Raw genomic sequence first — 13,685 nt, 5'->3', positions numbered from 1 at the left:
TGCTTTATTTGTACACAAAAGCATAATCCACTGCGTGCGAGTTCCTGACCGCATGGTCAACAAATTCGCGTATGCCTCAAAGGGCTGCTGCCACCCCTCATGGGTCCGGCCCTGGAAATAACAATAAAACTCTTGAGGAGTACTCGCTGTGGAAAGCCGCAAATCCGAAGCATCGACGCTGGAACTCTCGCCGCCTTTACGCACAGGCGTGCTGGAGCGCATCTTCAAACTCAGCTTGCATGGCACCACGGTGAAGACCGAGCTGATTGCCGGTCTGACAACCTTCATCACCATGGCCTACATCATCTTCGTCAACCCGAACATCATGGCCGATGCCGGGATCGATCACGGTGCAGCCTTCGTCGCCACCTGCATCGCCGCCGCGCTCGGCTGCCTGCTGATGGGTCTGTACGCCAACTGGCCGGTGGGCCTGGCGCCGGGCATGGGCCTCAACGCATTCTTCACTTACACCGTGGTCGGCACCATGGGCTACAACTGGGAGACCGCGCTCGGTGCGGTATTCGTCTCCGGCGTGCTGTTCATGATCCTGACCTTCTCGCGGATTCGCGAATGGCTGCTCAACAGCATCCCGGTCAGCCTGCGCTTTGCGATGGGCGCCGGTGTCGGTCTGTTCCTCGGGCTGATCGGCCTGAAGACCGCCGGCATCGTCGTCGACAGCCCGGCGACGCTGATCAAACTCGGCTCCCTGCGCGAGCCCGGCCCGCTGCTCGCCGCGATCTGCTTCCTGATGATCGCGATCCTCAGCTACCACAAAGTCTTTGGCGCGATCCTCATCAGCATCATCACCGTGACCCTCGCCGGTTGGGGCCTGGGCATCGTGCACTACTCGGGCATCATGTCGACCCCGCCGAGCCTGGCGCCTACGTTCATGGCGATGAACATCGCCGGTGTGTTCAACGTCAGCATGATCAGCGTGGTCCTGGCCTTCCTCTTCGTACACATGTTCGACACCGCCGGCACCCTGATGGGCGTCGCCCAGCGCGCCAATCTGGTCAACGCTGACGGGCGTATCGAAAACCTCTCCCGGGCGATGAAAGCCGACAGCGCCTCCAGCGTCTTCGGTGCGGTGGTCGGCGTTCCGCCCGTCACCAGCTATGTGGAAAGTGCCGCTGGCGTAGCGGCTGGTGGTCGGACTGGTCTTACCGCAGTCACCGTGGGTGTGCTATTTATAGCAGCGATGTTTTTCGCACCGCTGGCCGGGATGATTCCGGCTTACGCCACTGCCGGTGCGCTGATTTACGTAGCGATGCTGATGATGGGCGGCATGGCGCACATCGAATGGGATGAGGCCACTGACGCCATCCCGGCGATTGTTACCGCGATCATGATGCCGCTGACCTTCTCGGTCGCCGATGGCATTGCGCTGGGCTTCATCACCTACGTGGCGCTGAAGGCCGGCACCGGCAAGTACAAGGAAATTTCCGTCAGCCTGTGGGTGCTCTGCGCGATCTTCATCGCCAAGTTCATCTTCTTGTAAGCGACACGCGGTTCAAGCGTCAAACCAGCCTCACCCTCGCGGGTGGGGCTTTTGCACATTCTTGAGTACAACAAAAAAAGGAGCAAAGTGATGAGTCTGGAAACCTGGTTGCTGTTCAGCGGCGCTGCATTGGTGGTGATCCTGATTCCGGGGCCGCTGTCGTTGTTGATGATCAGCAACAGTCTGAACTACGGCTTGCGCCGCTCTTACCCGGCATTTCTCGGCGGCGTGATCGCCTCGATCTGCCTGCTCAGTGCTTCGGCGCTGGGGCTCGGCGCCCTGCTGCTGGCGTCGGAACAACTGTTCAGCGCCCTGAAAATCGTCGGCGCGCTCTACCTGTTCTATCTCGCCTGGCAGAGCTGGCAGCAATCGCGTCAGCCAGCGGTCGGTGCCGAAGTACCACAAGCCGCACCAGTGCCACGCTTTCGCACACTGTTCGGGCGTGCGTTTGTCTTGGGCGCGAGCAATCCGAAAGACATTCTATTCTTCGCCGCGTTTCTGCCGCAGTTCCTCAGCGCACAACAGCCGTTCCTGCCGCAGTTGCTGATCATGATTGCCACGTGGGTGGTGCTGGATCTGTGCTGCAAACTGGCTTACGGGTTGGGCGCGCATGGTGCGGCGCGGTATCTGCGTAGCGGCAAGGGACAGAGCTGGTTCAATCGGGTGAGTGCCGGGTTGTTCAGTGGTGCCGGGGCTGCTTCCCTGTTGAGCCGCTGACAGCAAAAGCTTCGCGAGCAAGCCCGCTCCCACAAGGGAATGCATTCCAAATGTGGGAGCGGGCTTGCTCGCGAAGGCGTCAGATCAGACAACACTTTCCTCCAGGCGAAAAAAAGCCCGCAGTGTGAGCGGGCGAAAGACCAAAGAAGCTATATGCGCAGTCGCTTCCCGGTGGGGGCAGCTGCTTGGGGGTCAGCTGCCCCGATAGGTGGAATAGCTGTAAGGCGAGATCAGCAGTGGCACGTGGTAGTGATCCTGTTCGGCGGAGATGCCGAAACGCAGCACCACCACGTCGAGGAACGCCGGTTCCGGCAACTGAACGCCACGGGCGCGGTAGTAATCGCCGGCGTGGAACTGCACCTGATAGACCCCGGTGCGGTAATCATCGCCTTGCAGCAATGGCGCATCGACCCGGCCATCGCTGTTGGTTATCGCACTGGCGACCAATTCCAGGTGCGAACCTTCGACGCGGTACAGCTCGACCTTGATCGAGCTGCCCGGGCAACCGTGTGCAGCGTCCAAAACGTGTGTTGTCAAACGTCCCATTGATTCTGCGCGCCTGGCCGCAAAGAGCAGTCAGACTTCGCGCCTCCCGAAGTCAGGTAAAAAGGAGACCGCACCGATTCGGAGCACGAAAAGTTGCGGCGAGCGACTGATTAAGACACTTTTCAAAAAAATTGTACACAATAAAAAACGACATTTTTCGCATCACCCTCGTCATTCGGGCGTTTACCGCGGATCTGCGCCTAAAGCGCCTGGCTATTGAACCTCACAGCCATTAGCTGACTGATCAGGCAGGTTTCTTGCAGGTTTACGCCATTAGCAGCAAAAGATGACAGTCGGTGAAAAATGCGAAAATTCAGGCTTACAAATTGAGAATAAAGTTGTATACAATCAGCCCATCGCTGTGACGCCAGCCTGTGCATGCCGTTACACAAACCTGTCAACGAACAAGAAGGAAGACTGCAGTGAGCGCTGACTACCCACGCGACCTGATCGGTTACGGCAGTAACCCTCCTCACCCACACTGGCCGGGCAATGCCCGCATCGCCCTGTCGTTCGTGCTCAATTACGAAGAAGGCGGCGAACGCAACATCCTGCACGGCGACAAAGAATCTGAAGCCTTCCTCTCGGAAATGGTCGCTGCCCAGCCGCTGCAAGGCGCGCGCAACATGAGCATGGAATCGCTTTACGAGTATGGCAGCCGCGCCGGCGTCTGGCGGATCCTGAAACTGTTCAAGGAATTCGACATTCCACTGACCATCTTCGCCGTAGCCATGGCTGCCCAGCGCCACCCGGACGTGATCCGCGCGATGGTCGAAGCCGGTCACGAGATCTGCAGCCACGGCTACCGCTGGATCGACTACCAGTACATGGATGAGGCGCAGGAGCGCGAGCACATGCTCGAAGCGATCCGCATCCTCACCGAACTCACCGGCGAGCGCCCACTGGGCTGGTACACCGGCCGCACTGGCCCGAACACCCGTCGTCTGGTGATGGAAGAAGGTGGTTTCCTCTACGACTGCGACACCTACGACGACGACCTGCCCTACTGGGAACCGAACAACCCGACCGGCAAGCCGCACCTGGTAATCCCGTACACCCTCGACACCAACGACATGCGCTTCACGCAAGTTCAGGGTTTCAACAAGGGCGACGACTTCTTCGAATACCTCAAAGACGCATTCGACGTGCTCTACGCCGAGGGCGCCGAAGCGCCGAAGATGCTCTCGATCGGTCTGCACTGCCGCCTGATCGGCCGTCCGGCGCGTCTGGCCTCGCTCAAGCGCTTCATCGAATACGCTAAAAGTCATGAACAGGTGTGGTTCAGCCGTCGCGTCGACATCGCACGCCACTGGCACGAAACCCACCCGTACCAAGGGGCCGCCAAATGAGCCGCTTTCAAACCCTGCAACCGTCGACCCTGAGCCGCGACGCCTTCGTCAAAGCCTTCGCCGACATCTACGAACATTCGCCATGGGTGGCCGAGAAGGCCTACGACCTGGGCGCGGACGCTTCGATCGACGAGATCGAAACCCTGCACCAGCGCATGAGCGACATCCTGTTGAGCGCCGATCACGCCAGTCAACTGGCACTGATCAACGCTCACCCGGACCTGGCCGGCAAAGCCGCCGTCCAGGGTCAATTGACCGAAGCCAGCACCAATGAACAGGCTGGCGCCGGTATTCACCAATGCACGGCCGAAGAGTTCCAGCGCTTCACCGAGCTGAACGACGCCTACAAGGCCAAGTTCAAGTTTCCCTTCATCATGGCGGTAAAAGGCAGCAACCGGCATCAGATCCTCGCGGCGTTCGAAACGCGCATTCACAACTCGGTCGACACCGAATTCAAATGCGCGCTGGCGGAGATCAACAAGATCGCCCTGTTCCGTTTACTGACTCTTTAGCAAGCCTGGCCCGAGCATGTCAGACGCGGAGAATGCCCAGGGCCTCGCAAGCATCCCCAGCCAACTTATTAAAGGCAGACAAGAAGAATGAAAGCTTACGCCGTACCTTTCGAGAAGTTCGTCAACCTGGCCGATGCCCGTCTGGGCACCAAAATCATTTCGGTCACCGATGACTGGTTCGCAGACGCCAATCGTCTGTTTCAGCCGACCCCGGCCGTGTGGAAGGAGGGTGTGTTCGACGACAACGGCAAGTGGATGGACGGCTGGGAATCGCGTCGCAAGCGCTTTGAAGGCTACGACAGCGCGGTGATCCGTCTGGGCGTACCGGGCTCGATCAAAGGCGTGGACATCGACACCTCATTCTTCACCGGCAACTTCCCGCCATCGGCCTCGCTGGAAGCGTGCTTCCTGGCCTCGGGCGAGCCGGACGAAAACACCCAGTGGACTGAAGTGCTGTCGGCCGTCGAACTGCAAGGCAACAGCCACCACTACCACGAAATCAGCAACGACCAAGCGTTCAGCCACCTGCGCTTCAACATCTACCCGGACGGCGGTGTCGCCCGTCTGCGCGTGTACGGCATTCCGTTCCGCGACTGGTCGGCTGTTGGCGATAACGAGCAAGTCGACCTGGCCGCAGCCCTCAACGGTGGCCGCGCCCTCGCCTGCTCCGACGAACACTTCGGCCGCATGAGCAACATCCTCAACCCGGGCCGTGGCATCAACATGGGCGACGGCTGGGAAACCGCACGTCGTCGTACCCCGGGCAATGACTGGGTGATCGTCGCGCTGGGCCACCCGGGCGAGATCGAAAAAATCATCGTCGACACCCTGCACTTCAAGGGCAACTACCCGGACACCTGCTCGATCCAGGGCGCGTTCGTCAAGGGCGGCACCGACAGCCAGATCGAAACCCAGTCGCTGTTCTGGCGTGAACTGCTGCCGAGCCAGAAGCTGGAAATGCACGCCGAACACACCTTCGTCGAGCAGATCAAGGCACTGGGCCCGATCACCCACATCCGTCTGAACGTGTTCCCGGATGGTGGCGTGAGTCGCCTGCGCGTTTTGGGCAAGGTAGCGAAGTAAGCGGCGCGACCATTCGCGAGCAAGCTCGCTCCCACATTGATCGCAATTCCTGTGGGAGCGAGCTTGCTCGCGAAAGCGTCAGATCAAACAACACAGAATTCGGATAAGAAGAACAGCATGCGCACACTAACGATTGAACCGCTGACCAAAGAAGCCTTCGCCCCCTTCGGTGACGTGATCGAAACCGACGGCAGCGACCACTTCATGATCAACAACGGTTCGACCATGCGCTTCCACAAACTGGCGACGGTCGAAACCGCTACGCCTGAGGACAACGCGATCATCAGCATCTTCCGCGCCGACGCGCAGGACATGCCGCTGACCGTGAGCATGCTGGAACGCCATCCGCTGGGCAGCCAGGCTTTCATTCCGCTGCTCGGCAACCCCTTTCTGATCGTGGTCGCGCCACTTGGCGATGAACCTGTATCAGGCTTGGTCCGCGCCTTCGTCACCAACGGCAGGCAGGGCATCAATTACCATCGCGGCGTCTGGCACCACCCGGTGCTGACGATCGAAAAGCGGGATGACTTCCTGGTGGTTGATCGCAGTGGCACAGGCAATAACTGCGATGAGCATTTTTTCAAAGAGGATGAGCGTTTGATCCTCGCCCCCCACCAATAAGAGAAGGTCTGATCACCCGACAACAAGGGTGACAGGCGAGAGGTAAAGACTGTGGAAGCACATCTGTTGGAATGGCTGAACCTGAGCGTGCGCTGGGTTCACATGATCACTGGCGTGGCCTGGATCGGCGCGTCGTTCTACTTCGTCTGGCTGGAGAACAACCTCAACCGCGTCAACCCGAAAACCGGTCTTGCCGGTGATCTGTGGGCAATCCACGGCGGCGGTATCTATCACCTGGAAAAATACAAACTGGCCCCACCGTCGATGCCGGAGAACCTGCACTGGTTCAAATGGGAAGCCTACTTCACCTGGATGTCGGGGATCGCGCTGCTGTGCGTGGTGTTCTACTCCAACCCCGTGCTCTACCTCGTGGCACCCGGCAGCGGCCTGACCGGCCCTGAAGGCGTGGCCATCGGCATCGGTTCGCTGATCGCCGGCTGGTTCATCTACGACTTCCTCTGCGATTCGCCACTGGGCAAAAAACCTGCTCTGCTGGGCTTCATCCTGTTCGTGCTGATCATCGGCGCGGCGTATGGCTTCAGCAAGGTGTTCAGCGGTCGTGGTGCGTACCTGCACGTCGGCGCGATCATCGGCACCATCATGGTCGGTAACGTGTTCCGCATCATCATGCCGGCGCAACGTGCACTGGTCGCAGCGATCGCCGAGAACCGCACGCCGGATCCGGCGCTGCCAGCCAAGGGCCTGCTGCGTTCGCGTCACAACAACTACTTCACCCTGCCGGTGCTGTTCATCATGATCAGCAACCACTTCCCGAGCACTTACGGCAGCCAGTACAACTGGTTGATCCTGGCCGGGATTGCGGTATTGGCGGTGTTGGTGCGTCACTACTTCAACACCCGTCACGACAGCCACAAGTTTGCCTGGACCCTGCCGGTGGCAGCGGTGGGCATGATCACCCTGGCGTACGTCACCGGCCCTGCGCCGATGCCGACCGCACCGGACGTGGCCAAGGCAACCGCGAAAATCGAGTACCAGCCACTGCCGGAAACGGCACTGGGCGGTGGCGCGAAACCGGCTGAAGCGGCGGCACCTGCAGCGCCAGCAGCCCCTGCGGCAGCACCGGCGCAAGCGTCCAACGCCGGTCCTGCGTTCGACAAGGTGCACAACGTGATCCAGGAACGCTGCGCGGTCTGCCATTCGGCCAAACCGACCAGCCCGTTGTTCAGCGCGGCACCTGCCGGTGTGATGTTCGACACCCCCGAGCAGATCCGCCAGAACGCGGCGCGGATCCAGGCGCAAGCCATCACCACGCAGATCATGCCACTGGGCAACATCACGCAGATGACCCAGCAGGAACGTGACCTGATCGGTGCATGGATCGCGCAGGGAGCCCAGACCAACTGAGCAACACAAAAGCCTGTGTAAAAGCAGGCTTTTGTGGCGAGGGAGCTTGCTCCCGCTGGGTCGCGAAGCGGCCCCTCTCTTTGCCTGAAGAGCAGGGACTGCTACGCAGTCCAGCGGGAGCAAGCTCCCTCGCCACAAACAAGCTCTGCAGCCACAACTATGAATGATGCAAAAGGACAGCTGTGAGCCACCCGGCAGCTGTTCAATCACAAGAATAAAAAAGATCCGAGGTGTTGCATGTCCGAGCTGTCCAAAGCGCGCATCCCCGACGCACCCGCCATTCAGCGTTTGCCCCTTTTGCAACTGATCCTGGTCGGTTTGCAACATGTTCTGCTGATGTACGGCGGTGCCATCGCGGTGCCGTTGTTCATCGGACAGGCCGCTGGCCTGAGTCGTGAAGAAATCGCCTTCCTGATCAACGCCGACCTGCTGGTCGCCGGTATCGCCACCATCGTCCAGTCGCTGGGTATCGGCCCGATGGGCATCCGCATGCCGGTGATGATGGGCGCCAGTTTCGCCGCTGTCGGTAGCATGGTCGCCATGGCCGGTATGCCCGGTATTGGTCTGCAAGGGATCTTCGGTGCAACCATCGCCGCCGGGTTCTTCGGCATGCTCATCGCGCCGTTCATGTCCAAGGTCGTGCGTTTCTTCCCGCCGCTGGTGACCGGCACAGTCATCACCTCGATCGGTTTATCGTTATTTCCCGTGGCTGTGAACTGGGCCGGTGGCGGCGCCGCGGCTGCGCAATTCGGCTCGCCGATTTACCTGGCCATCGCCGCCCTGGTGCTGGCGACCATTCTGTTGATCCACCGCTTCATGCGCGGGTTCTGGGTCAATATTTCCGTGCTGATCGGCATGTGCCTGGGCTACGTGCTCTGCGGCGCCATCGGCATGGTCGACCTGAGCGGCATGGCCAGCGCGCCATGGGTTCAGTTCGTCACCCCGCTGCACTTCGGCATGCCGAAATTCGAACTCGCGCCGATCCTGTCGATGTGCCTGGTGGTGGTGATCATCTTCGTCGAGTCCACCGGAATGTTCTTGGCGCTGGGCAAGATCACCGGCCAGGAAGTCTGCCCGCGCATGCTGCGTCGCGGCTTGATGTGTGACGCGGCTGCATCGTTCTTTGCCGGGTTCTTCAACACCTTCACCCACTCCTCGTTCGCGCAGAACATCGGCCTGGTGCAGATGACCGGCGTGCGCTGCCGCTCGGTGACCATCGTCGCCGGTGGTCTGCTGATCGTGCTGAGCCTGCTGCCGAAAGCGGCGTTCCTGGTGGCGTCGATTCCACCGGCGGTGCTTGGCGGTGCAGCGATTGCGATGTTCGGCATGGTGGCGGCTACCGGGATCAAGATCCTTCAGGAAGCCGACATCGGTGACCGTCGCAACCAACTGTTGGTGGCGGTGAGCATCGGCATGGGACTGATCCCGGTGGTGCGTCCGGAGTTCTTCGCGCACCTGCCGATGTGGATGAGCCCGATCACCCACAGCGGCATCGCCATGGCCACGCTCAGCGCGCTGACCCTGAACCTGCTGTTCAACATCCTCGGCGGCGCCGAACGCGCAGCGATCAACGACTGCCATGCGCATTAACAGCATTACCGATTACCCCTGTGGGAGCGAGCTTGCTCGCGAAGAGGCCATGTCAGTCAACATCACTGTTGAATGACACACCGCTTTCGCGAGCAAGCTCGCTCCCACATGGACTATGCAACACCCTGCCTCAACAATAAAAACAAGAGGGAGCAACAGATGATTCGCACGCAAACCAACGTTCTTTTGAGTGGCGGCCTGCTGGCCGCGAGTCAGGCCATGGCCGGCGATTTACTGCTGTGGCAGACCAATAGCCTGAGCTACCTGTATGGCAAGAACTTCGCGATCAACCCGTCGATCCAGCAGACGGTGACGTTCGAGCACGCTGACAAATGGAAGTACGGCGACAACTTCCTGTTCGTCGACAAGATCTTCTACAACGGCCAGGACGACCGCAACAAAGGCCCGCACACCTACTACGGCGAATTCACTCCGCGCTTCTCGTTCGGCAAGATCTTCGACCAGAAGCTCGAGTTCGGCCCGATCAAGGACGTGCTGCTGGCGATGACCTACGAGTACGGCGAAGGCGACAGCGAGGCCTACCTGATCGGCCCCGGCTTCGACCTGAAAGTGCCTGGCTTCAACTACGTGACCCTGAACATCTTCCGCCGCCACACCGAAGGCCCGCGCCCTGGAGACGGTGTGTGGCAGGTCACCCCGGGCTGGTCGTACAGCGTTCCCGTGGGCAATTCCGATCTGCTGATCGACGGCTATCTGGACTGGGTCGTCGACAACGACCAGAACTCGCGCGGCACCTACCACGCCAACCTGCACATCAATCCGCAGATCAAATACGACCTGGGCAAAGCCCTGGGCTGGAGCCACAAGCAACTGTACGTCGGCACCGAGTACAGCTACTGGAAGAACAAGTACGGAGTCGAAAGCAGCCATAACCTCGACACCAACCAGAACACCGCCAGCCTGCTGGTGAAGGTGCACTTCTAAGATGGCCCGCAACCGTGCCCCATACCTGTCGTCGGTGCTCTGTTGCGGGGCACTTGAGACCTGGCCGAGGAGTCAGTATTCTCCGCGGCCTCTTGAATTCGGTCTAAAAAAAAGCCCGGATTTAATTCCTGACCGAAGAGCCAACTTATCCCGGCCCCGGTCAGTACCGAGGCATCCCGAAAACACGCTCAATCGACTGTTTTTCAGCAGCCGAACGGGCGTTTTTTTGCTTTCTGAAAGCCTTGGCCCAGCTCTTGCTATCACCAGCGAAGCTGACCGATCGGATGACTTTTGCAGCAACGAAAAAAGGCGCCACACCAGAGCGCCGATCTTAAAAAAATAAACGTGGAACACCTACTTTGGGAGCAACCGAATGAAACGTATGTGCACCAGCCTGATGCTCGCAGGATCGATGTTGGCCGGGGGGCAGGCCATGGCCGATGGCCTGCTGCAATGGCAGAACAACAGCCTGACCTACCTCTACGGCAAAGACTTCAAGGTCAACCCGGCGATCCAGCAGACCGTCACCTTCGAACACGCCGACGCCTGGAAATACGGGGATAACTTCCTGTTCGTCGACAAGATCTTCTACAACGGCAAGGACGACGCCAACGTCGGCCCGAACACCACTTATGGTGAGTTCCAGCCACGTATTTCGCTGGGCAAAGTCCTGGACCAGAAGATCGAGTTCGGCCCGATCAAGGACGTGTTGCTGGCGATGACTTACGAGTTCGGTGAAGGCGACGTCGAGTCGTACCTGATCGGTCCTGGCTTCGATCTGGCGATCCCGGGTTTCGACTATTTCCAGTTGAACTTCTACCAGCGCCACACCGACAGCTCGCGTCCGGGTGACAACGTCTGGCAGATCACTCCGGTCTGGTCCTACACCATTCCGGTCGGCAGCTCGAACGTGCTGATCGACGGCTACATGGACTGGGTGGTCGACAACGACGTCAACAACAAGGGCGAGTATCACGCCAACCTGCACTTCAACCCGCAGGTCAAATACGACCTGGGCAAGGCCCTGCATTTTGGCGAGAAGCAGCTGTACGTCGGTGTTGAGTACGACTACTGGAAAGACAAATACGGGATCGAAGACTCCCGTGGCTTTACCACCAATCAGAACGTGACCAGCTTCCTGGTGAAGTTCCACTTCTGATCCTGGTATCAGTGGCGTCTGCAAGGACGCCTTCGCGAGCAAGCCCGCTCCCACACTGGTTTTGTGACCGACACAGAACCCATGTGGGAGCGGGCTTGCTCGCGAATGGCCGCACCGCAAATCTCAGGCCGGCACCACCGCTTCGCTGATCCCCAGAAACCGGCACAACTCTGCACGCTTGGCCAACGCATCGCGCCGTCCCAGGTCGATCAGTTCGCTGCAATACCCCGCCTCGAACAGCAGATAGCTCAACACCCCTGCCCCACTGGTCTTGGTCGCACCCGGGCCGCGCAGGAACAGGCGCAACGCCGCCGGTAACTCCTGGCGATGCCGCGCCGCGATTTCATCGATCGGCTGACTCGGCGCAATCACCAGCACCTCCACCGGCGCCACCCCCAGCTCCCGAGTCGGCACGCCCTCGGGCATCAGGTGACTGAACTGGTTCAGACGCTGCAGCAACTCGATGTCGCTCTCCAGGCTGTCGATGAACGTGCTGTTGAGCAGGTGCCCGCCAATCTGCGCCAGAGTGGGCTGCTGACCGGTGTAGGAGCGCTCCAGCGGTTGCTGAGGATCGAAACCGCGCGGGTTGCCGCTGACGCCCACCACCAGCACCCGGCTCGCGCCCAGGTGCAGCGCCGGGCTGATCGGCGCCGATTGGCGGACTGCGCCGTCACCGAAATATTCCTCGCCGATTTTCACCGGGGCAAACAACAGCGGGATTGCTGAACTGGCCAGCAAGTGGTCCACCGACAACTGCGTCGGCACACCGATACGGCGATGCCGCAACCATGCATCGATCTTGCCGCCGCCCTGATAGAACGTGACGGCTTGCCCCGACTCATAACCGAACGCGGTCACCGCCACCGCATGCAATTGCTCGCAGGCAATGGATTCGGCAATGCCGGACATGTGCAGTTTTTCGTTGAGTAAATCGCGTAAGGGCGAGCTGTTGAGCAGCGCCACCGGCAGGTGGCGGCCCATACCCAGCAGGCTGTGGCTGACGAAACGGCTGGCCTGGCGGATCACCCCCGGCCAGTCGCTGCGCAGCACCCGGTGGCTGCGAAAGCCCTGCCAGAACAGCGTCAGGCGTTCGATGGCCGCGCGAAAATCGGTGGCGCCACTGGCCAGGCTGACCGCGTTGATCGCCCCGGCCGAGGTGCCGACGATCACCGGAAACGGATTGTCCGCACCCAGTGGCAGCAATTCGGCAATCGCCGCCAGCACCCCCACCTGATACGCCGCCCGAGCCCCGCCGCCGGAAAGAATCAAACCTGTGACCGGTTCAACTGGGCTCATCGCAACGCTCCATGGTGCTTGAAAGGGTAAGGGAATCAGCCGCGCCGTTTCGGGTAAAGCTTCGGCTCGCCCGGTGGACGGCTCTTGAACCGGCGATGCGCCCACAAGTATTGCTCAGGGCAGGCGCGCAATGCACTTTCCACCCACTGGTTGATGCGGATGCAGTCGGCCTCTTCGGTTTCACCCGGGAAGTCTTCCAGCGGCGGATGGATCACCAGCCGGTAACCGCTGCCATCCGCCAGCCGTTCCTGAGTGAACGGCACCACCAGCGCCTTGCCCAGCCGGGCGAACTTGGTGGTGGCGGTCACCGTTGCAGCCTGAATGCCGAACAACGGCACGAAGATACTTTGTTTGGCGCCGTAGTCCTGATCCGGTGCGTACCAGATCGCCCGGCCCGAACGCAGCAGCTTGAGCATGCCGCGCACATCGTCACGCTCCACCGCCAGCGAATCGAGGTTGTGCCGCTCGCGGCCACGACGCTGGACGAAGTCGAACAACGGGTTCTTGTGCTCGCGGTACATGCCGTCGATGGTGTGCTGCTGACCGAGCAGCGCCGCACCGATTTCCAGCGTGGTGAAGTGCGCGGCCATGAGGATCACGCCTTTGCCTTCGCGCTGGGCCTGTTGCAGATGCTCCAGGCCTTCGACGTGGGCCAGCTTCGCCAGACGCTCACGGGACCACCACCAACTCATCGCCATTTCAAAAAACGCAATGCCGGTGGAGGCGAAGTTTTCCTTGAGCAGGCGTTTGCGCTCGGCGGCGGACTTTTCCGGGAAGCACAGCTCAAGATTGCGCTTGGCGATGCGCCGCCGGTCGCCGGCCACGCGATACATCAATGCGCCCAGAATACGACCGATCGTCAGTAAAACCGCATACGGCAACTGCACGACCAGCCACAACAGCCCCAGACCGCACCAGAGCGGCCAGAAGCGGGGAGAAAGAAAGGCTCTTCGAAAACGCGGGCGATCCATTAAAGCTTCCGTAAATTCAGTGGCCGCGCATTC

Annotated in this window: 13 protein-coding genes; 10 read left to right on the top strand and 3 right to left on the bottom strand. The window is 60.3% G+C overall.

All coding sequences use genetic code 11. The features are described from left to right. The first annotated feature begins 148 nt into the window (after positions 1–148). Together ACVHNU_RS05380 and ACVHNU_RS05375 are read left to right on the top strand one after the other, a co-directional pair. Entirely contained in the window at positions 149–1,498 is a 1,350-nt protein-coding gene (locus ACVHNU_RS05380; RefSeq protein WP_003223176.1) for an NCS2 family permease, read from the top strand. A gap of 90 nt (positions 1,499–1,588) precedes the next feature. Beyond that, a complete protein-coding gene (locus ACVHNU_RS05375) occupies positions 1,589–2,215 on the top strand; it encodes a LysE family translocator (protein ID WP_003223174.1) in 627 nt (208 codons plus the stop codon). 192 nt (positions 2,216–2,407) lie between these two features. Here the strand turns inward: ACVHNU_RS05375 and uraH are convergent, their stop codons facing one another. Then, positions 2,408–2,761: a hydroxyisourate hydrolase gene (gene uraH / locus ACVHNU_RS05370; protein ID WP_003223171.1), complete on the bottom strand. Its 354-nt coding sequence runs from the start codon at positions 2,759–2,761 to the stop codon at positions 2,408–2,410. Positions 2,762–3,183: 422 nt separating this feature from the next. Between uraH and puuE the strand changes: the two genes are divergently transcribed. The 8 genes from puuE to ACVHNU_RS05330 all read left to right on the top strand — a co-directional run bounded on the left by puuE (position 3,184) and on the right by ACVHNU_RS05330 (position 11,385). After that, on the top strand, positions 3,184–4,110 hold the full coding sequence (puuE, locus tag ACVHNU_RS05365) for an allantoinase PuuE (RefSeq protein ID WP_039769896.1): 927 nt from the start codon (positions 3,184–3,186) through the stop codon (positions 4,108–4,110). Then, positions 4,107–4,622 carry a 2-oxo-4-hydroxy-4-carboxy-5-ureidoimidazoline decarboxylase gene (gene uraD / locus ACVHNU_RS05360; protein ID WP_095114340.1) on the top strand — a complete coding sequence of 172 codons (516 nt, stop codon included), beginning with the start codon at positions 4,107–4,109 and terminating at the stop codon, positions 4,620–4,622. The genes puuE and uraD overlap by 4 nt, the downstream gene beginning before the upstream one ends. A gap of 87 nt (positions 4,623–4,709) precedes the next feature. After that, the gene (gene alc / locus ACVHNU_RS05355; RefSeq protein WP_003223166.1) at positions 4,710–5,705 is read left to right on the top strand and encodes an allantoicase; all 996 of its coding nucleotides are present in this window, start codon (positions 4,710–4,712) and stop codon (positions 5,703–5,705) included. Positions 5,706–5,822: 117 nt separating this feature from the next. Continuing rightward, the gene (locus tag ACVHNU_RS05350; protein ID WP_007960046.1) at positions 5,823–6,326 is read left to right on the top strand and encodes an ureidoglycolate lyase; all 504 of its coding nucleotides are present in this window, start codon (positions 5,823–5,825) and stop codon (positions 6,324–6,326) included. A gap of 51 nt (positions 6,327–6,377) precedes the next feature. Then, complete coding sequence (locus ACVHNU_RS05345) at positions 6,378–7,691, top strand: urate hydroxylase PuuD (RefSeq protein WP_473019162.1); 1,314 nt, start codon at positions 6,378–6,380, stop codon at positions 7,689–7,691. 237 nt (positions 7,692–7,928) lie between these two features. After that, complete coding sequence (locus ACVHNU_RS05340) at positions 7,929–9,281, top strand: nucleobase:cation symporter-2 family protein (RefSeq protein WP_473019161.1); 1,353 nt, start codon at positions 7,929–7,931, stop codon at positions 9,279–9,281. Positions 9,282–9,440: 159 nt separating this feature from the next. Continuing rightward, on the top strand, positions 9,441–10,226 hold the full coding sequence (locus tag ACVHNU_RS05335; protein ID WP_201138331.1) for an outer membrane protein OmpK: 786 nt from the start codon (positions 9,441–9,443) through the stop codon (positions 10,224–10,226). A 373-nt stretch (positions 10,227–10,599) separates the two neighbouring features. Then, entirely contained in the window at positions 10,600–11,385 is a 786-nt protein-coding gene (locus ACVHNU_RS05330) for an outer membrane protein OmpK (protein ID WP_003223156.1), read from the top strand. Between the two features lie 123 nt (positions 11,386–11,508). Here the strand turns inward: ACVHNU_RS05330 and ACVHNU_RS05325 are convergent, their stop codons facing one another. Continuing rightward, positions 11,509–12,681 carry a patatin-like phospholipase family protein gene (locus tag ACVHNU_RS05325; RefSeq protein ID WP_473019160.1) on the bottom strand — a complete coding sequence of 391 codons (1,173 nt, stop codon included), beginning with the start codon at positions 12,679–12,681 and terminating at the stop codon, positions 11,509–11,511. Between the two features lie 35 nt (positions 12,682–12,716). After that, positions 12,717–13,652 carry a lipid A biosynthesis lauroyl acyltransferase gene (locus ACVHNU_RS05320; protein WP_003223152.1) on the bottom strand — a complete coding sequence of 312 codons (936 nt, stop codon included), beginning with the start codon at positions 13,650–13,652 and terminating at the stop codon, positions 12,717–12,719. Positions 13,653–13,685 lie beyond the last annotated feature (33 nt).

It is taken from the genome of Pseudomonas sp. Ors-4-3C, from assembly GCF_055755035.1.
Note: the sequence above shows the minus strand (reverse complement) of the source record. Positions and strands in the feature narration are given on the sequence as shown.

Coding starts and splice junctions, on each gene's coding strand:
- uraD (WP_095114340.1), top strand. CDS start 4,107: ATGAGCCGCTTTCAAACCCTGCAACCGTCGACCCTGAGCCGCGACGCC.
- uraH (WP_003223171.1), bottom strand. CDS start 2,761: ATGGGACGTTTGACAACACACGTTTTGGACGCTGCACACGGTTGCCCG.
- alc (WP_003223166.1), top strand. CDS start 4,710: ATGAAAGCTTACGCCGTACCTTTCGAGAAGTTCGTCAACCTGGCCGAT.
- ACVHNU_RS05335 (WP_201138331.1), top strand. CDS start 9,441: ATGATTCGCACGCAAACCAACGTTCTTTTGAGTGGCGGCCTGCTGGCC.
- ACVHNU_RS05330 (WP_003223156.1), top strand. CDS start 10,600: ATGAAACGTATGTGCACCAGCCTGATGCTCGCAGGATCGATGTTGGCC.
- ACVHNU_RS05320 (WP_003223152.1), bottom strand. CDS start 13,652: ATGGATCGCCCGCGTTTTCGAAGAGCCTTTCTTTCTCCCCGCTTCTGG.
- ACVHNU_RS05340 (WP_473019161.1), top strand. CDS start 7,929: ATGTCCGAGCTGTCCAAAGCGCGCATCCCCGACGCACCCGCCATTCAG.
- ACVHNU_RS05375 (WP_003223174.1), top strand. CDS start 1,589: ATGAGTCTGGAAACCTGGTTGCTGTTCAGCGGCGCTGCATTGGTGGTG.
- ACVHNU_RS05325 (WP_473019160.1), bottom strand. CDS start 12,681: ATGAGCCCAGTTGAACCGGTCACAGGTTTGATTCTTTCCGGCGGCGGG.
- ACVHNU_RS05350 (WP_007960046.1), top strand. CDS start 5,823: ATGCGCACACTAACGATTGAACCGCTGACCAAAGAAGCCTTCGCCCCC.